This window comes from Bacteroides mucinivorans (assembly GCF_034654355.2).
GTDB classification, from domain to species: domain Bacteria; phylum Bacteroidota; class Bacteroidia; order Bacteroidales; family Bacteroidaceae; genus Bacteroides; species Bacteroides nordii.
Genome location: NZ_CP178179.1, coordinates 1,164,557 through 1,184,388, shown reverse-complemented (window position 1 = coordinate 1,184,388; position 19,832 = coordinate 1,164,557). Strand labels below are relative to the sequence as shown.

Here is a 19,832-nt window from a genome sequence, read left to right as displayed (position 1 = left end):
TATGAAATTAAGTTATATCGCCAGGCAACTTGCATCTTCCGCTGCCCCGGCGACTATTAAGGCAGAGGAGATGTGTCCCCGAAAGGACATAAGAAGGGCTGCCGGCTATGTTTCGATAAAGCCGACGGTTGTTGCTGCCGACCTGTCAGGGTCAGCGCAAGGCGTAGCTCACCCTTTTCCATGCCGCGCGTATTGGCAACGGCATGAGTGGCATCCGTCCCGGATATGAGACGAACACAAAGGGTTGTGTCTGACTTACATAGAGTAAGGCATACGCATTCTTTCTTCTTTTTAGTTGATTGTTTTTTATCGTACAGATTCTGTACGGGCACAGTTATGGCTGTCCGCTCTCTGATTATTGGCTCGTTACGGCTCATTTATGGACACACATATCGTGCTACACCGCCTTATAGTCTGTGGTTCTCGGTGAGATACGGGTGTCGCAAATGTTGGCCTGTAACGGCTCTATGGCAGCTCTTGGCTGTGCCTCTCTTTCTTCCTCTGCCGTTTTGCCACGAATTTAATCCGTTGACCATCGCTTCCTTAAGGCGAGTTGTTGCCGGGTTAAACCGTTGCGGTACGTTCCGCTTTCAACAGCAGGTTCTTCATCGTGCTGCCGAAACCTGTGTTTCGGTCTTTCTTGTGGTACCTCTTTTTCTTTTCGTTGCGCAATATCGGGTTTTGCATCCGTCCGGGAGCATCGTTCCATTTCAGGGCTATAAAGTTGAACGTGTCGCTTTTCGGTGTGCGTTGCTCTCAATCGCTACATAAAGATACGAAATTTTTTTGAGGATTCCAAATCTACACAAATTCCTGTCAGTGGAGACCGTCTTGTCAGTTATCATAGGTATGATGTAGGTGTGTCAATAACTGCCACAAGCGTTACGCTTGAATACAATCACCGGTATCGGTGTAAGTGTCGGGTACATACCCGCACACCGATTGTGTTCGCATAGGTCGCTGAGCCGGTTGCGAAATCAAGCACACACTGTTGGAATTGTGCGATAGATATTCGATCCTTATGAATCGAATCTTAGACCAGTCCTCTCTTGGACCGGGAAGAGATAAAGGCGCAACCGTCACGGCAGAGCAATCTGATACTCCGCTATGGTCGCAAAATATGCCACCGCAATCTCTATAACTCAAAGAAAGTTGAAAAGGTTTACGCCAACCTCGATTTTTAACACTTTGTCTGGCTATTACCGGGATATGACTGAAGTCGGCCTCCTTTTCGATGGCAAAGATAAGCCTTGTCTCTCACTGCCACCAAATATTTTCGGCCGGATATACCTCAAGGTAGTACAAGTATATAAGGATATACAACAGGTATAGCATTACCATACCTCGTTTTGCCCGGCAAAGATAATATTACCTCGTTCTATTCTCCAAATTTTTACGGCCAATGTCCGTGAATGTCCGTTCTGGTTCCGTTCTTTTCCGTGAAATGTCCGCAAGAATAGTCAGTCGGGATCCACTAAATATGCTTATAATCCCCCAAATCTATGTCTTTTGACCCATTTTGGGGGGATTATAATAGAATTGCACGATAATTTAGTCTGTTATTCAGCTCTTTTGTTCTAATCGCACTGCCGTTTATAACATTTATCTGTTTTAATCGTCTGATGAGAGTATTCGTTCTTGTTCATCCAAACACTCACTGCACAAACCTTCTTCTCCAACAGAACCATGTCTACCACATTTGAAGCATATTTCTTCATCTTGTTCAAAGATAGGTTTAACCCTGTCTTGAAAATCAAAATCCGTTTCTAACGAACCTCCTTCAATATCAATGTCGCTATTATTATATGCGCCCACGGGGTACTCCCAAACATTAAATGTAATATGAACTTCATTTCCACACTCAGGGCAATCAATATAATGCTCAGCAATATACTGATTTTCTATTCCCATAGACCTTTCGTCACCACCTATACATTCCCATTCCCAGTCGATATCATCTCCGTCAACTTCAATAGAATGTCCACAATTATCACACGTAACAAGAAAGCTATCGACTGATAGTGTTTTCATTAAGTGCCTTTTCTCTCTATTTTCAAGAGATGCTTTAATGGCATCTAATCCCCGAAACAGTGGTAAAATTTCTTTATCCTTATGATACTTCTCAAGTTTTTCGATAAAAATTCTCAATGGATAAATCCAGCATTCTTGCCCCGTCATATCGTAGAACTCCTTTATAAGCTCATGTCTTGGAGTAAATGACTTTTTCTTTTCATCTGCAAGATACCAGTCTTCCTTTACATCATCACATATGAAAATAACGTCTTTTTTGTTGTCTTTAGCATATCGAAGCACCTCTTTCCAGATTATCAAATCTCCATAAATCTGCGTTCCTTTCTTCTCGTCGCGATCCTTATAGCCAGGAGGAATGGAGTTCCGATAGCGCAATTCTCCTTCCTTTATAATCTCAAGTATCTCTGAACTAATGAATGGATTACCATGAGGTAAATTATCAATTGCATCGAGAATTTTGTCGTCCTCTTTTATTTTGGATATTCTTTCTTTTTGTTTAGAGTGCTCTGCCTTTATTATTCTCTTTACTTCTTTAAGTGTATTGTTTAGTTCATCCCGAAAAGCCTTTAGCTTGTCTAATGCTTCAGGTGACATATTCGGGTGAAAATCCTCATTTTCAAAATCCTTAAGGTATATGTCAAAGTTATCTATTAAGCTGCTGTTTACAATAGCCTTAGGATTTTGATAATGTTCTTCACATGGATTCATTATCATCTTTTCCCGATTCTTCATGTATTCATATAATACTTGTGCAGGAATCCATGTTCTGTCAGCGAATTTATTTAGAATTTCCATCATTACCTCTTGTGATGATGGAATAAGACCATATAACGCACCAATAGCAGATGTGTCAAATACAAATACACTATTCTTCCATAATTTGGATTCTCTTTCTGAATCCATTATAAACCAATTATTTCTCATGAGAATAAACTTATACTATAAAATACCCTCCAGTCTTCTTTGCACCGCGATATTCTATCAAGCCAAGACCGATTAAATTCTTTAGGGTGCGAGATAATGTAGGAATACTGACTTCTATCATTGAAGATAACTCATTGGTTCTTAATCCAGGAGTTTCTTCCAAAATCTGAATCACTCTTTTTTCACGAGAATTTAATCTATCATTTAATCTATCATTTAATCTATCATCATTGGCACTATTCGGCTTGATTCGCTTCATAAAGGTGACGGTAAAGAAGCCCTTGGTACTGAAAATCGGTTCTGGCAGTCCTGCATCCTTCATCAATTCGCGCATACGAGGGACTCCGGAGCCGACTTTCTCGACAACGTGCATACGAGTAAATAAACCGAACACAAGTGGATTTCGGCTCATACTCTTGTGCCCGAACTCCGCCTCTACAACAGGCAACAGGCCACCGGGGTTGGATATTTCCACCCGGTCATCATAAACCTCCACCATGATGGTCGCCCCCTCTTCATATAGGTCGCGATGGCAGATGGCGTTCATAACAGCTTCTTTGAAAACATCAAGCGGAATCTCCCATATTTCCTGACGCGGGCCTGTCCCCTTGATGATATATTCGACCTCAAGCTTGCTCTCTATCCATGAAAGCGCATCCAGATATTGTTGGTATAATGGACCGCCAAAAGTCTTGTCATCTATAATATGCACTTTGTCAAGACCTTTAAAACGCAGACAACGTATTACGGCATGTGGGAATTTACGTTCCGGCTCTCTTCCAAAGAATAAAGCGGCTGCATTTTTCGGCACACCTGTATCAGTGTTGAGTTCAAGATTATCAAAGAGCTGTTTAATTGGCAGTGTATTGGACAAATGCGCCTTCTCCATAAACTCTTTGAAGTTGCGCGGGTCAATATCTTCGTTAATGTCAAACCATTTGCAGGGTATGGCATCATAGAAAATCTTGGCACACTCGGCAAAGAATGCGCGTATTTCTTCTGCTGAACGGAGTTTCTGACAATTGGCACCTTCTCTAACGTAAATGATTCCTCCGGTTATGTATGGCTTATCCTTGCCACTTGGAACATCAATTACCCAGACTTTCTTGCCATCGACATCGACAGGATAAAACTCACATTTCAATGAGGGAGAAATCTCTCCAATCGTATCTTGAATTGCAGAACGCTTATTGTTATCAATCTCGGCACCGATAATCTGATTATCATTATCGACGCCAATAAGGACATATCCACCGACTGCATTGGCAAAACCCGCAACTTCATCGGATATTTCCTTAACCTTTGATGGCACACTGCGCTTGAAGTCTACATTGTAGCCCTCGCCGCCTTTTACCATTTCCTGTATTTGTGATGCCGTTAACATAATACAAAGTTACAAATTTATTTTGGATTAGCCGCTATTGCTGAATAATTTAGGAGCAATCCGAATTAAGCTATTCCCCAAAAGTGACATTTATGCCGATTTTTTGGAGTGGATGAAATGAAGTGTAGAAATAAATAGTTGCAAACATAGACAGATTATGTCCACCTTTGCAACTTTTTTTCATTACCACATATCGCTCTCTTTCTTGGACATTGCCGCGATTTCATCGGCTATCTCCTCGGATGATAGCTTGATGTAGTCCATGAAGGTCTTTTGCGTCTTGTGGCCGCTGACGTGCATCATCTGGAGAATGGTGTACTTGTGACTTAGATACATATTGGTAATGCCGGTACGTCGGGCAGTGTGGCTTGTCACGCAGTCATGGCGTGGCACGATCACATTGCCGTTGAGGTCGGTCTCTGGTTCTTTCTTTTCCTTCTTCAACGCCTCCTTCTGTTTCATTGTGAGCTTGGTTGGCACTTTCTCTTTCAGTGATGGCAACTGCTCCGACAGGTCTTTCAGAATATACTTGATGTAACGGTTCAGCACCTGCTCGTTAGCTTTCGGTATGTTATAGTCGTATTTCTCGCAGATGGTGATAAGGTTCTCGTTGAGAATGGGGATTGTAACCTCTGTCTTTGTCTTCTGCTGGACAAGACGGATTATGCGCGTTCCCTTGCGGGTGGTCTCAAAGTTGTCGGCATTAAGGTTGTTGTAATCACTCACGCGCTGACAGGTATAGCAGCCAATGAGAAAAACATCGCGGATATGTTCTTTCTTCCCTGACAGCGGCATTTCATAGAGGGCTTGCAGTTCTTCCTCGGTGAGATAAATCTCGACAGCCTTGTCGCGGTCTTCAATCTTTTTCTTGATAATAAATGCCGCCGCACGTTGGTTGTCGTGTACGCCGTCAATGAAGGCGGCGTTGATAAGAGCCTTCAGGTTTGTCAGATGCTTGTTGACGACCTTTGCCATGTAACCATGTTTCTGCAAATAGTTGATGTAGCGCGACACAAATGCGCGGTCAATATCTGCCCACCCAAATTTGTGCAATGGGTCGAAACCTTCATAAACACCAATAAAACTTTTCCACGCCTTACAGGTGCCGGGTGCATAGTCGTCACTGCCAATCTTGCGCGCACCGCTCTTTATGTCGTCGACAAACTGAATGAGAAATGGCCAGATAAGACGGTTCTTCTCCTCCTCGATACGTTTCTTTTCTTCGGTTTTCTTGCGGGCTTTTTCTTTTGCCGCCTCCCGTTTGGCGATAGCCTTTCGCTCGGCTTCGGCGGCTTCCTCCATCGCCCGGCGTTCAGCGTCTACCTTCTCCGGCTCGGAAATGTAACGCACGTCCATGTCGAGAGCCTCACGGTCAAAGTTCACCTTTGCGAGATGAGCCTTGACGATGCCCTCAATCTGTGTCAGTTTGGCGTGCAATTGATAATTCTTCTTCTGATGCGCCAGCCATGCGCGGGGCGATGCAGTAGCCTTCTGCCAGTCGGCAACCTCGACTTGAAGCATCGTTGAAACCAGCACATCAATCTTATGGGTATGGATGCGGATAAAGAGGGTCGCGGTCTCTTTCCCCAAATCCTTGGTGCGGATGTGAAATGGGGTCAATTTCTTTGGAGAGGGTGATTTTGTCATATCTTCGTTGCTATAAATTTCTGAATAGTGGCGTTCACAGTTATTCACAGTCAGCCACTTCGGTTCTGCAAATATAACAACCCAAACCGCATTTTGTCAAGTCGGGTCACCACGTAGGTCACCACGTTTTTTGAATAAATCTGAAAATCGGCAAAATTCACCATAATTCATATTATACTATTATTCAGTGTTTTGCCTTAATAATACATTCAAATCTGTTCGTATTCATTCAGAAACTCAGGTTCTGGTGGCACCACTTGTAAAAAAGAGAGTTACTCAACATAGTAGCTCTCTTTTTTGTTTATATATCTACCTATTTACCTCATGATTTAAACTGAAAGTTAAACCAGTTTTCTTATGGACACGGACATTAACATTTTGTGTATACAAGTCTAAAACACTATTAAATGGCAAACATCCCGTAAGCGAATGTTACCGGAAATTTAATTGAATTATCAAAAAAGCCTAATGCCACTATCAAATATCAATTGTTTATACAAAGTATATCTCTGAGGTTACATCAACACCCCGCATAGTCATTTGTATTTTTTAACAAATGCATCAGATGGTTTGTTATAAAAATATAGTTAAATTCGCGCCCCGTAATAGCTTATGGAAAGAACTATATGTTTTATCAATAACATAAAATACTAATAATAAAGACTTTGCACATTCCAATCAGCTCGTATTTTAGCTGAATTCATATTAAACATTTATATTATTTATAACTTAATTAAAAGCTATTTATCTTATGCTGAAACAGTTTTTAAAAGTACTGCTTCTTCTAGTGTGTGCTGTTTACCCGTACAGCCTCCATGCCAAAATGTTGACTATAGAAGAAGCTGCTGAAGCCGCTGCTAATTTTTTTAATGCTGGTAACATTTCGAGACTAAGTAATCCCGATGCTTTTGAATTGGCGTATACATCACAAAAAAGTGACGGGACACCTGCTTATTATGTGTTTAATGCCAAGGATGGTCGTGGATTTATCATCATATCAGCCGATGACAAGGCAATCCCGGTTGTGGGATACTCTTATGAGTCTTTATATATACCGGATGAAATATCTGATGTCACTACGATGATGCTCAACAATGCCGTGAAACCGGTTGGAAATAATATCACCGAGCTTCGCAAGCGTGTAAGTATGCAAACTTCACTGACAAAGTCTATCAAAACTCCGGAATGGAGTCAGGAAGCTCCATTCAACGGTCAGATACCTAACCGCCGCCTCGTTGGTTGTGTCGGAACCGCTATGGCTACCGTTATGAAATATTATAATTATCCCTCAATGGGTAACGGTTCACTTGACGGTACGGATTTCAATGTCCAATATGATTGGGGCAATATGAGGATGGACAACTATCGTTTTGGATATTCTACAGCTGAAGCTGATGCTGTAGCTACACTGATGGCTCATTGTGCTATATCGATAAAAACAGATTTCGGAATGTATGGTTCGAGTGCTTTTGAAGTGCGTGTTCCTGCCGCCCTTATATCATTTTTCGGATATGACCCAGGGGTATCCTATAAAAAGCGTTCGGAAACCGACCGAACTGTATGGGATACCATAATTGTTGACGAGATCAATGCCGGACGACCAGTGATCTATAGTGGTCAAGATGTCTCAGTAGGTCATGCTTTTGTGTGCGACGGATATGAGATAAAAGGTTCAGTACCTTATTTCCACATCAATTGGGGCTGGGGTGGTTCGGCCAACGGTTATTTTTCTTCCGATGCTCTCAACCCCACTGTAAGTACATCACACAGTTTCAACGACCAGACCACTATCATCTATAATATCAAGCCCACCGAAACAGCTGTCAAGTGGTCACCTGTTCATATCACAGCTGACGAACGTCAGATCGGTATAACTTCCGACGCAGTAGATATCAGCCCCGGAATGAAGTTCAGCATAAGAGCAGGTGCCTTTAAAAACGTTTCATATGAAAATTTCTCAGGAAAAATTTCTGTGGCTCTTTTCTCTGCTAATGGGAAATTGAAAACATTACTGCATGATGGTAAAGGACTATCACTCCAAGCAATGCAGGTGATGACGCCAAGACTTTATTCTGATTTTGCATGTTCGGTACCTGCCGAAACCGTTGTCGCTAATGATGATATAATTCGTATGGTCACTATAGCCAACGGCTCTGACGAGTGGTTACCGGTTACCGGTGACCTTATCACAATAAATGAGATTAAAGCAAAAAACAATTCCATACCGTATTTTTCAATTGACATACCGATCAACGTAGACGGAGCTATCATATCGTATGCCGATGTAAAAGTAATCAAAGGCCGTGACTACACATTTAAGGTCCAATCCGCTTCCCCCGACAAGGTTATAACAGTCAAAGCAAACGGATTCATCCTGACTCCAAGTACCGATAATGTTTACAAAATTGAAAATGTCACCACTGACCAGCAAATCCGTATTATCGTACAGTCAATGGAGGATGTAGTGAATAAACGCAATCTATGGGTAACTGCCGGTAACCTTGAGAAGCTTATCAGTGAAGCCGATGCCGGAACGATTAAGGAACTGACACTTTATGGAACGATCGACGTCCGTGATTTCACATTTATACGCGAACGTATGAAGCTAACCATGCTTGATATTTCTGGTGTGAACATAGTAGCCAATGGCTCGAATCCTGCTAATGCCATTCCCACTAAAGCATTCAGCGGCTACTATTCGTTACAACATATTGAGTTGCCAAAGTCTCTCACCATTTTGAAAAATGGCTGTTTCAATGCCACTGGTCTGCAAAAAATCGAAATTCCGGCATCAGTGGGTACTTACGAATACAATATATTCTTAAATTGCAGTAATCTGAGAGAAGTCATTGTACGCCGTCAATCGCCGGCATGGATCAACTGGTGTGTGTTCACAGGAACACCTAAATCTAAACTTGTAGTACCGGTTAACGCAAAAACAGCATATTCGTCAAAGGAGAACTGGCAGGATTTCAAAGAGATTGTTGAGGAAAACTCTGCTCCGGCTTCTTCTTATATGATTGTTCTTGAAGAGACAGAAGGTGTAAAGATCACTCCTGATTCCGAAAGTCTTGAAGTGACACCCGGTTCATTGTTCTCATTCACCGTTGAAACTGACAATCGTTTTGGTGATGCCAGAATGGAAGTTTTCGCCAATACAACCAAATTGAATGCCGGAACTGATAACCGATATACCATCACCGTCAACGCCAACACTATGATTCACGCTAATTTTGTTCAGCCACAACCTACTACTCGCATATCTTCGTGGAAGTTAACTGATTCAAGGGGTGGTGTAGGACTGGTAACCGACGCAATCAATGTTATTTCCGGCAAGACATTTACCATACGTGCCAACGCATTGGCTATTCCTCAGGATGACGCCTTAATGTTCTATGCTGCCGTACTTACGGATGCTAATGGTGCTATTAAAGAATTCATTTCGCCTGTATTTACTAACTCAGGAACGAATTACGGCGACCTGCCATGTAACTTCAGTTGTCAGGTGAAAGAAGCTTCGGTACGTGAGGGCAATCTTGTACGTGTCGCAACTTCGTACAACAAGAAAGAATGGCATCTCGTCAAAGGAATAAATGAAAACGTGAAAGATTCAATCAAGGTTGTAGGTAATGAGGTGTTGTACCACAAGATCATTATGCCGTCTTCTGTTCAGGGAGCCACTATCCAGGGGGCTATTGATCAGATCGTCCATGGAATGGACTTTACATGTAAGATCATGCCGGTTTCTGTTGCTGACGCAGTAACGGTGTCGATCAATGGTAAGATTGTGGCTGATCGTCAGGGAGTAGCCCAAATAAAGGTTGAAAGTGTACGTGAAGATCTTGACATAACCATACAAGTAGTGGCTGCCGGAGACGAAACTTATACAGCTATGAACCTCCATGCAGGAGAGCTTGCATCAAAAACTTCCGAAGTTTTCCCTTCACGACTCAAACTAATGGGTGAGATGAATGCCTCCGATTTTGCGACATTGCAGAAGAATGCAGATAAACTTGTAGCTCTTGACTTGACCGATGTGACAATAAAAAGTCTGCCCACTCCAAACTCACTGCCTACAAATGCTTTTGCAGCATCAAATCCGATGGGAAAAACGGCTCTGTCAACAATCCTTCTGCCTAAGAATCTGGAGAGTATAGAAGAAAATGCATTCTATCGTTGTATCAATGTAAAAGAAATTACAATTCCGGAAAAAGTAGCTTATATTGGAAGTGGCGCTTTCGCAGCATGCATTAAACTTGAAAAGATAGTTGTTCTGTCAAAAACTCCGGTACCATTGAAAAGTAATCCATTCCCAACGAATACTCAAATAACCCTTGAAGTGCCCAAAGGTACTGAATCGGCATATACGAACAGTCAATTCTGGAAAGAACTCCAACATACAACTTCAAAAGTATTCTATAACATTCAGATTGACCCGGACAGAACTTTCCAATATTCGGAAAGAGAACCATTGACCAAAATTGAGGGACCTGTAGGAAGTGCAACTAAAACTGTAATGCTTGGCTTGCCCAATTTTAAGCCAACCTCTTATAAGCCCAATCCGACCTACCGTCCTGGAGTTGCATTTAAACTTTATGACAATAAACAAGATGTAACAAATCAGCTTGATCCACTCGATCCCACTGATTTCTTCAATCCCGGCGGTTATTATCTAGTGAAATTCTATGGTAATGTAACAGATCCAAAATATCTATCTTGTCCGCAAAACCATATCATTGACGTGGTGTTCCATTATGATATCAAGGTCAAAGATGTGTCCGGAAAATCTAAAGTCAACTTTGTAAACCTTAATGAGGTAAATGTATGGAATGGTGTCAATATGGCTCTGTTTGTTCAAGGTTCTAATGAACGTAAAACCCTCTACAAGGAAGGTTGCGATTACAAATTTACGGTCGTTTCCGAAACTCCGAATATGACTCCTAAAGTCAAAATAGCCGGTGAAGTTGCTCTTCCGGATGAAAACGGTATTTATGTGATCACTAACCTACAGTCGGATATGGAAGTTGAAATCACGATGGTTCCTGTTGAAGGTGCGGTTCTTAAACCGGAAGAAGTGATCCATATTGATAAAGAAGAAGCCGATGGGATTGTTGAACTCGGATTGTCGGGAGAAATGACCGATACGGCCTTTGAACACATACGTGAAAACTTCACGTCTTTGGAAACCATTGACATGTCTGCCATTGAAAACAGCGAAATACCTTCAAATGCATTTGCCGGAATGGAAAACCTCACAAATGTAGTGATTCCGGAAAACGTTACCTCTATAGGAAAAAATGCGTTCGCCGGCTGTTCGCAACTCGAATCGCTGACACTCAATTCGGTCGATGCGATAGACGCCGGAGCTTTTGACGGATGTTCTTCGTTGACGAGTATCACGCTTTTCGGAAACTCACAGTCTGACAAGGAGCAAGGCTCTACCCGTGTACGTAATACCGCAGGCATAAACGATCAATCGTTTGAGGGTATAAATCCCAACTGTATAATATATGTTGCAGAAGGTTTGGAAAAATCAATCTCTTCGAAGTCAAACATTGTGGTCAACAGTGGTGGTACGCGGGTGGCTTCAACCGACATCGTCCTCACTGACGGTTATGCTTTCAATGCTCCGGCAAGCTTTAATCTCGGTGAGAAGACCATCTCACTGTCAGTTGAACTGAACTACCCATCCGGAAATGAAAGCAAAGAATGGAAAGGTATAGTCCTACCGTTTGTACCCACGCGCATGTCCGATGGAAAAGGTTATGACTATACCATCGGTACTTCGGGTAACCATACAGTCAGTATATTGTCATTCAACGACAACGCTACAATACTCGAAAACCAACCTTCAATTGAAGCAAATAAACCGTATATGATACATCTCAACGGAGAAGTGGATGATTCAGTCAACTTTACATTCTATGCGAACGGCATACCCGCTACACAAACAGACGAATCGCTTACGTTTGACGTACCTATGACTCCGCTATCGGAATCTATCTCAAAAGCAGGTAGGAATTTCACTCTATTCGGTAATTATACTTCTACCAATGCTGCTTCTGACACATACGTACTTGATGATGAAGGTTACAGATTTAACCGTATCGGCGATGAAGAAACAAATCTTGTTATCGCACCTTTCTCGGTCTATGCAAAAGCTAATACTTCCGAAGTTGAGGATTCATTTGAAGTTGGTAAGGTAAACATCACAACCGGTGTTGACAACCAGGCACTCTTCCAAGGTGAAAAACTAAAACTTATCAAGGAAGGTTCAAATCTTGTGATAATCTCGGATGTGGAACAAGATATTGACATATTTACCGTCTCAGGAATACCTGTCATATCAATCTCCGTTAAACCCGGCTCTAACACAATTTTCCTTAATCCGGGTATTTACATAGTCGACGGTATCAAAGTGATTTTCTAATCATAACCTTTCCGACAAATACGGATTGAAAAATAATAAAAGTTGGTTATAAAGTTTTTTTCAAACCTTTATAACCAACTTTTATTATTTTCTTAATGTAATCGCCTATGCGTAATTCGATATTTACACAGATATGATATCCTCTTTTGCCATCGTATTGGCAAGACTTTGCCAACCTATTGGCAACACCTTGCCATCACATTGGCAGAGTCCTGCCAATGTGATGGCAAGAAGTACATTATACTATAGCCAGCTCTACCACTCATAACCCTCTATATAATCATCAAATACAATCGGCTCGGCCACCCCATACTTTTCAAAAATATTCACCACACTTTGTTGCTCGGCAGGTGAGAGTAAACGCTCTCCTTTACGAATACGATAATATGTCCTTTCACTGAATCGATTTATCAGTTGAGGAATTACTTCCCGTATTTGCTTTTGAGTCAGATTCTCTATGATATTCATAAAGCCTTTGGCAAAGCGAACTTTGGTACTTGAGCGATAATAAGGGCAATCTTTTTTCAAAGTGGCTTGATGCTTCGGATTGATAATCATTAAAAACTTTATACTATCAGCAGCTTCCTGTGCAACTAATTGCCTCAAACAAGTAGATGCCCGAGGGCATTGATAATTAATGCACAGAGGATAGTCTTGTGGAACTTCCGAAAAACGATCTATTTCTTTTGTCTTCATAATTTTATTATCACCCGGCATTATTGTGATATTCCGGTTACAAACAATCACTAATACAAAGATAAGTGTATTCTTTCTTTATTCTACCATTAAATGAGTCCAAAAGAAAACTTAGCTGAAGTAAAACTACACCATTCCCAGTAATAAAACAATGTCTAACCTCTATAATTATTTCCATCATTAAAGATTAATTTTACCTTTGTGGAACAAAAACAATAATTTATAGCTATACTATATGAGGTCAATGAATATAACCAGGGAAGAAATGTGGGCAAAGCAGCATCTATCGGCATCAGACATTGATTACAGTCTTTGGGAACGTGACAAAAGCATGCTTCACCGCATGTCCAAACTAAGTCACAACTGTACATTCGTTGTTGATGTTTATAAATGCAGGTATGCTTTCGCATCCTCCAACTTCGTAGATTTACTGGGATATGACAGCCACAAGATAGCTACATTGGAAAGACAAGGTGATTATTTAGAATCACGCATTCATCCAGATGATTTATCACAACTAAAACGGTTGCAGGTTGATCTTGGTAAGTTTATATTCGGTTTGCCTATCGAACAAAGGAATGATTATTGTAATATCTATAGTTTCCGGGTACGCAATGCCAGACAACAATATATACGAGTTATCAGCAAACAACAGGTTTTAGAACAGGCTCATAACGGAAAAGCCTGGCTCATAATAGGAAATATGGATATTGCACCCAATCAAAAGGAATCCAATCAGGTAGATTGTACTGTACTGAATCTTAAAAACGGAGAAATATTCTCTCCCTCTCTATTATCAACAACACAAATAAATCTGACGCAACGTGAAACTGAGATCTTACAGTATATTCAGAAAGGGCTTCTAAGTAAAGAGATAGCCGACAAACTTTGTATCAGTATCCATACGGTTCATATTCACCGGCAGAATCTATTACATAAATTAGGTGTACAAAATTCTATTGAAGCCATTAATACCGGATTGAAACTGGGGCTGTTGAGTTAAATCTCATATCAACACATCATGGCATCCATTCTACAATGCCTGTAACCGGATGCTCTTGCCGCCATACCTCAAATTCCGCATAACTTCTTACTCCATCCCGAATAACAGCCTGATAATATTCTATCCCTATAATCTTTTCCGTATCAGGAGTTTCATACTTCAAGTTCAAAATAGCCAGCCTTGTTTCGTCAGTTAAAACAGTTCTCAAACGTTCTGCCACTCTTTCAAAATAACCATCATATCGGGAGCCCTTCCGGATATGAATCATATCAATCTGCCAAAGTTCACTCTCAGAATCCTGATACCAGGCATGCCACTCCACACAGGCTTCAACTGTGTGCAGAAGATTTACACACTCAATCTTCTTTATAGCTATATTTTCTGAGAGTTTCGCCATTGCCCGGAAACTGTCAGTCAAAGTCAAAGGTGAGGTATAAATATGCAAATCAATATCCCGGTGTTTCATCAATAACCCTGTACTCAAGGAACCCACCAAATTCACTTTTGCACCAATACTTTCCCATATCGGGATAACACCGGTACTCTCTATTATCTCCCAGGCTTTTTGCTGGTTCCGGCCCGCCATATCAAGAATATCCATCTTTCCGCATTTGAAGTAAAGTGTGCAAAAGTAGAAAAAAGGCTGGATATATAGCTATAAATAACTATTTATCCCCCCAATGGAATGAACTAACTTTGCTGCCTTTTCAGACCGTTTTAATATAATAATGAAAGAGTTATGGTATTTAATAAAACAGAAGAGCAAGAGAAAGAATATTTGCAGGAGATAATCAACACCCTCAATGACGTGATTAATAATACGAGTGTATCAGTGAAAGAACACGTAGATACACTACAGGAGTACAAAGAGTATTTATGGTCAAATAAAGATATTGATCCACATGAAATTCGTTCTATGAGGGAAAGTATCTTAAATCATTTTGCATTGGGTGAAAGTGTAATTGACAAGCGCAAAAGACTGAGTAAAATAGTAGGCATTCCTTACTTCGGCCGGATAGATTTTAAAGAAGAAAGGGAGAAAAGCCAGACAATACCGGTTTATATAGGAATACACACATTTTATGACACCAACAAAAAGATAAACCGGATATATGACTGGAGAGCTCCCATCGCAGGTATGTTTTACGACAATGAACTGGGAAAAGCTACGTATTCATCCCCTTTGGGTGAAATAAGCGGAGAGATTTTGCTGAAACGTCAGTACCGTATCCGCAATGGCAAAATGGAATATATGCTTGAAAGCTCTCTGACTGTACATGACGATATTTTACAGAAAGAACTAAGTTCGAATGCTGACGACAAAATGAAAAACATTGTCACAACCATTCAGCGGGAACAGAACCGTATTATTCGTAATGAAGATGCACACGTACTTATCATACAAGGAGTTGCCGGATCGGGTAAAACCTCCATCGCCTTACATCGCATCGCTTATCTTCTTTATACACTGAAAGGAGATATTTCCTCCAAAAACATATTGGTGGTTTCGCCCAACAAAGTTTTTGCCGATTACATCTCTAATGTACTCCCGGAACTTGGTGAGGAGACTGTTCCCGAAACCAGTATGGGATATATTCTTTCGGATGTACTCGGTAACAAATACAAATATCAGAACTTCTTTGAACAAGTAACAGAATTACTTGGAAAGCCTACGGGAGAATTTATCGAAAGAATACAGTATAAGGCTTCATTTGATTTCATCTCACTACTTGATAAGTTTATTCTATATATGGAAAATAACTATTTCAGAGCAACAGACGTAAAACTAACCAGACACATTACTATTCCGGCCGAATTTATTGATGAACAATTCAAGCGATTCAGCCGCTACCCAATGCGCCAACGTTTTGAGACAATGACCGATTATATTCTGGAAATGATGACAATCAAATACAATTTTACAGTTACTACCGCAGAGAAAAATCTGTTGAAAAAAGAAGTAAGAAAAATGTTTGCCGGTAATAACGACATTCAAGTTTATAAGAACTTTTTTGAATGGGCAGGAAAAAGCGAAATGTTCAGGATGCGCAAAAGTCATACGTTGGAATATTCTGATTTAGCTCCTTTAGCATACCTGCATATAGCATTGGAGGGAAAAAAAACTCACAGCCATGTCAAGCATATCCTGATAGACGAAATGCAGGATTATTCTCCTATACAGTATAAAGTCATTCAAAAACTTTATCCTTGCCGGAAGACGATTCTGGGTGATGCATCCCAATCAGTCAATCCCTATGGCTCATCCACTGCTGATATGATTCAAAGAGTATTTACAACGGGAGAAGTGATGAAACTATGCAAAAGTTATCGTTCTACTTTTGAAATTACCAGTTTTGCACAAAAAATTCTGCCCAATGAAGAGTTAGAACCTGTCATAAGACATGGTAAACAACCGGTGATTCTTCAATACAGAAATACAGAAGAAGAGATATCCGGTATTACAGATTTAATATTCACTTTTAAGAAATCAAATTATAAGTCACTTGGGATTGTATGTAAAACGGAAGTTCAGGCAAAATCCCTTGCAGAAAAACTTCAGGCACACATAGAAAATGTTTATTTCCTGTCGAACCAAAGTTCGACTTTTGTAAAAGGTATCCTCATCACTTCGTCGCACATGGCGAAAGGACTGGAGTTTGACGAAGTCATCATACCACAGGTGGATGACAAAAACTATTGTTCGGCAATTGATAAAAGTATGCTTTATGTAGCAGTAACAAGAGCTATGCATAAATTAACAATAACTTATTGCGGAAAGCTGAGTAAACTTGTTCCTTAAATTCTGGTAACTCTTCTCACAATCGAATTTACAGAGATATCAATCATTTACTTATCAGATTTTTATAGACAACTGTATTGAGCAATTCTTCACGCCTCTGTTTTGAGACAGGTAGCTCCTTCCCATTGATAAACAGGCGGCCTCCGGATATCAAATCGATATAGGATATGTTGACAAGAAAAGAACGGTGTATTCTGAAGAAAGACTCTTTAGGTAATATCCCTTCCAGAGAAACCATTGTCTGATGAATAGTTAGAACTTTGTCTTTGAAGTATAGTTTCACATAATTCTGCATTCCTTCTGCATAGAGAATATCTCCCCAGGCAATCCGTTGGAAAGCATCTCCCTGCCGGACATACATATTAGATTTAGCTTCTTCATGCTCATTCTGTAATACCAGCTGAGAAAGGAACATACTTTGAGCTTTTGACACAGCTTGAAAGAAACGCTGAAAGGCGATGGGTTTCATTAGATAATCGACAACATGCAGCCGAAAACCGTCAAGTGCATACTCTGAGTAGGCTGTAGTTATAATTGTCAGCGGCGGTTTCTCTAAAGATTCTAAAAATTCAAGCCCTGACAGGTGTGGCATATTGATATCCAGAAACATAAGATCTACTTCTTTCGTCTTAAGAATATCTGCCGCTTCTAATGCGGATGAACAAGAACCGGCAATTTCCAGAAAGTCCAGCCTGCCAATGTAATTGACAATTCCTTTTATTGCAATTGATTCATCATCAACAACCAGACACTTCATCTTATATACCCCTTTACGTTTCATTATAATCTCTGCCATTCTCAAATATTAATCATAAGTTTAGTCCGATAATCGGTATCAGTTTCTTCTATCAACAAATGATAATTCCCGAAATACAATATCTCGAGACGTTCTTTTATATTTTTAAGGCCCAATCCTCCTCCAATCTTTTTTTTCTTAGGTAATATTGACTTCGAGTTCCCAACATCCATGCAGATTCTATCTTTCTCCTGTTTAAAATAAATGTTGATATATCCTTTCTCAAAATCAGATTTCGAGACATGCTTAAATGCATTTTCAACGAATGTGATAAAAAGCAATGCAGGAATCTCTCTTTGTGGATCCTCCACTTCCCACGAGCAAGTTACCACTACTTTGTCACCCCAACGGACTTCTTCTACAGCGATAAAATCTTTTAAAAACCGTATATCCTGTTCCAAAGTTACGCTTTGTTTATCCCCATTGTATAGTTGATAGCGTAATATATCCGAATATTTTATCAGCAAATCGGATGCCAACTCCACATCCGTCTGCATCAGGATATGGATATGATTTAATACGTTAAACATAAAATGCGGAGTCACCTGGTGCTGTAAAGTGCGGAGTTGATATTCAACAAGTATCTTTTGTGATTTGATGTATTCAAGAAAGAAACGTAGTCCACATATCGTAATATTTATAATGACTCCCGCCGAAAGAGGAACAAAAAGAACATAAGGTTTCAGATCTGTTAAATCAAAATAATGGGAATATGGAAATACACCTGTTCTCTCGAGATGGAAAAAGAAATAAATACATGCGAGAAAAAGTATCCCAATAAGCATGGAAAAAGAAAAGAACTGGATGGTAAATGTCCTTGCTCTCTTTTGTTTCATTGCCTTTAACAAAAGAGGTCCACTTAAATAATTTGCAATAGGGCATATGATAAGTACAAATGAAGTTGAAAACAAAACGGATTCTACTACAGACTGCGTCTGCGGCATAACCTGAAGCAAAAAAATAAAGAATATCATTATCCAAAATGGGAAAATAATATATTTATCGTTCTTAATCCAATCAATTTTCATGCTGCAAAGTTAACGTATTAACCGATAGATACATTACCATTCGTCAAAGGTAAACTGATCATTCGTCAAAAAGATTTCGGCACAAGTGTTCAAAAGCCGAATTTTGGCAATAAATTATCAGATTCAGATTAAACTCTTCCGTATGAAAAAAGTTTTGTTCTTACTATTTATTGTTATTAATTGTTCAGGTGTGAATGCTCAGATCATGTTTAAAACCGAATACTTTGGTACCTCTGCTTATCGCATGATGGAAGGCGAAACAGATAAGAAAGTAGGAGACAGCAAAGGATCGGCAGTCGTCTATCAAGGAGGCATCAATATTCCTTTATCAATAAAACTGAATGAGAATAATCGCCCCACAATGTGGGCCGTCAGCTTGGGAGGAGCATATGCCAAACTCGAAAATAAGAACTTTACAGAGCCCCTGGTTATTGATGAAATTCTGAATATCGGATTAAGTCTTAGTCATTTAAGACCATTGAACGGTAAGTGGTCAATGCTGATGGCTATCGGTGGAGGTATCTACATGCCATGTACCAAACTCTCCCAAATCAGATATAAAAACATACTGGGAAATATAGGCGCCATTTTCATTTATCATTTGAGACCGAACCTTGAATTGGGAGGAGGTATCGCTATGAATAATTCTTTCGGGTATCCAATGGTTTTCCCCGCTATTTATTTTAATTGGACAACGCAAGGTCGCTTTACCGTTAAGATAGCCATGTTAGAAGGTATTGAAATGTCGGCAGGATATACTATCAACAATAACTTAAACTTAAATCTGGCAGTAGAGATGAACGGACAAATGGCTCTGCTGGAACAAGACGGAAAAGATAAAATATTCACTCACCAATATTTCGTGGCAGGGCTTCGTCCGGTAATAAAACTTGGGAAGCATGTATCAATCCCCATCACAGCAGGTATCCACGCCATGCGCCCGGCAGAAATGACCAACAGAAATCTAAAGAGTATGTTTCAAGACAAAGGGTATTATTTTCAAGTCTCTCCTTATGTTTCAGCAGGGTTACAGATAGGGTTTTGAGACGAAAAAAAAGGACGATTTCCCCTTACAGAGAATCGTCCCTTTTTT

13 protein-coding genes are annotated in these 19,832 nt (G+C 40.3%); 4 read left to right on the top strand and 9 right to left on the bottom strand.

Features of this window, described 5'->3' with window-relative positions; translation table 11 throughout:
* Positions 1-56: 56 nt before the first annotated feature.
* The 5 genes from VCM39_RS04055 to VCM39_RS04035 all read right to left on the bottom strand — a co-directional run bounded on the left by VCM39_RS04055 (position 57) and on the right by VCM39_RS04035 (position 5,986).
* Positions 57-377: a hypothetical protein gene (locus VCM39_RS04055; RefSeq protein ID WP_322934110.1), complete on the bottom strand. Its 321-nt coding sequence runs from the start codon at positions 375-377 to the stop codon at positions 57-59.
* Between the two features lie 143 nt (positions 378-520).
* A complete protein-coding gene (locus VCM39_RS04050; RefSeq protein WP_413544829.1) occupies positions 521-709 on the bottom strand; it encodes a hypothetical protein in 189 nt (62 codons plus the stop codon).
* 902 nt (positions 710-1,611) lie between these two features.
* On the bottom strand, positions 1,612-2,955 hold the full coding sequence (locus VCM39_RS04045) for a PIN-like domain-containing protein (protein WP_413544828.1): 1,344 nt from the start codon (positions 2,953-2,955) through the stop codon (positions 1,612-1,614).
* 10 nt (positions 2,956-2,965) lie between these two features.
* Entirely contained in the window at positions 2,966-4,339 is a 1,374-nt protein-coding gene (locus VCM39_RS04040; RefSeq protein ID WP_322934108.1) for an ATP-binding protein, read from the bottom strand.
* A 183-nt stretch (positions 4,340-4,522) separates the two neighbouring features.
* Positions 4,523-5,986: a tyrosine-type recombinase/integrase gene (locus tag VCM39_RS04035; RefSeq protein WP_322934107.1), complete on the bottom strand. Its 1,464-nt coding sequence runs from the start codon at positions 5,984-5,986 to the stop codon at positions 4,523-4,525.
* A gap of 751 nt (positions 5,987-6,737) precedes the next feature.
* Between VCM39_RS04035 and VCM39_RS04030 the strand changes: the two genes are divergently transcribed.
* Entirely contained in the window at positions 6,738-12,416 is a 5,679-nt protein-coding gene (locus VCM39_RS04030) for a C10 family peptidase (RefSeq protein ID WP_413544827.1), read from the top strand.
* A 255-nt stretch (positions 12,417-12,671) separates the two neighbouring features.
* Here the strand turns inward: VCM39_RS04030 and VCM39_RS04025 are convergent, their stop codons facing one another.
* Positions 12,672-13,112, bottom strand: a complete 441-nt coding sequence (locus VCM39_RS04025) for a DUF6078 family protein (protein WP_251234563.1) — start codon at positions 13,110-13,112, stop codon at positions 12,672-12,674.
* Positions 13,113-13,347: 235 nt separating this feature from the next.
* Between VCM39_RS04025 and VCM39_RS04020 the strand changes: the two genes are divergently transcribed.
* Positions 13,348-14,115 (top strand): LuxR C-terminal-related transcriptional regulator, encoded by a 768-nt coding sequence (locus VCM39_RS04020; RefSeq protein ID WP_221650536.1) that lies wholly within the window; start codon positions 13,348-13,350, stop codon positions 14,113-14,115.
* Positions 14,116-14,131: 16 nt separating this feature from the next.
* Here VCM39_RS04020 and VCM39_RS04015 read toward each other — a convergent pair whose 3' ends face one another.
* Entirely contained in the window at positions 14,132-14,716 is a 585-nt protein-coding gene (locus VCM39_RS04015; RefSeq protein ID WP_221650537.1) for a phosphoglycerate mutase family protein, read from the bottom strand.
* Between the two features lie 138 nt (positions 14,717-14,854).
* Here VCM39_RS04015 and VCM39_RS04010 point away from each other — a divergent pair, with 138 nt between their 5' ends.
* On the top strand, positions 14,855-16,915 hold the full coding sequence (locus VCM39_RS04010) for a HelD family protein (protein WP_322934105.1): 2,061 nt from the start codon (positions 14,855-14,857) through the stop codon (positions 16,913-16,915).
* 43 nt (positions 16,916-16,958) lie between these two features.
* Here VCM39_RS04010 and VCM39_RS04005 read toward each other — a convergent pair whose 3' ends face one another.
* On the bottom strand, positions 16,959-17,711 hold the full coding sequence (locus tag VCM39_RS04005) for a LytR/AlgR family response regulator transcription factor (RefSeq protein ID WP_221650539.1): 753 nt from the start codon (positions 17,709-17,711) through the stop codon (positions 16,959-16,961).
* 2 nt (positions 17,712-17,713) lie between these two features.
* Positions 17,714-18,547 carry a sensor histidine kinase gene (locus VCM39_RS04000; protein ID WP_322934104.1) on the bottom strand — a complete coding sequence of 278 codons (834 nt, stop codon included), beginning with the start codon at positions 18,545-18,547 and terminating at the stop codon, positions 17,714-17,716.
* Positions 18,548-18,881: 334 nt separating this feature from the next.
* Here VCM39_RS04000 and VCM39_RS03995 point away from each other — a divergent pair, with 334 nt between their 5' ends.
* Entirely contained in the window at positions 18,882-19,784 is a 903-nt protein-coding gene (locus tag VCM39_RS03995; protein ID WP_322934103.1) for a DUF6268 family outer membrane beta-barrel protein, read from the top strand.
* Positions 19,785-19,832 lie beyond the last annotated feature (48 nt).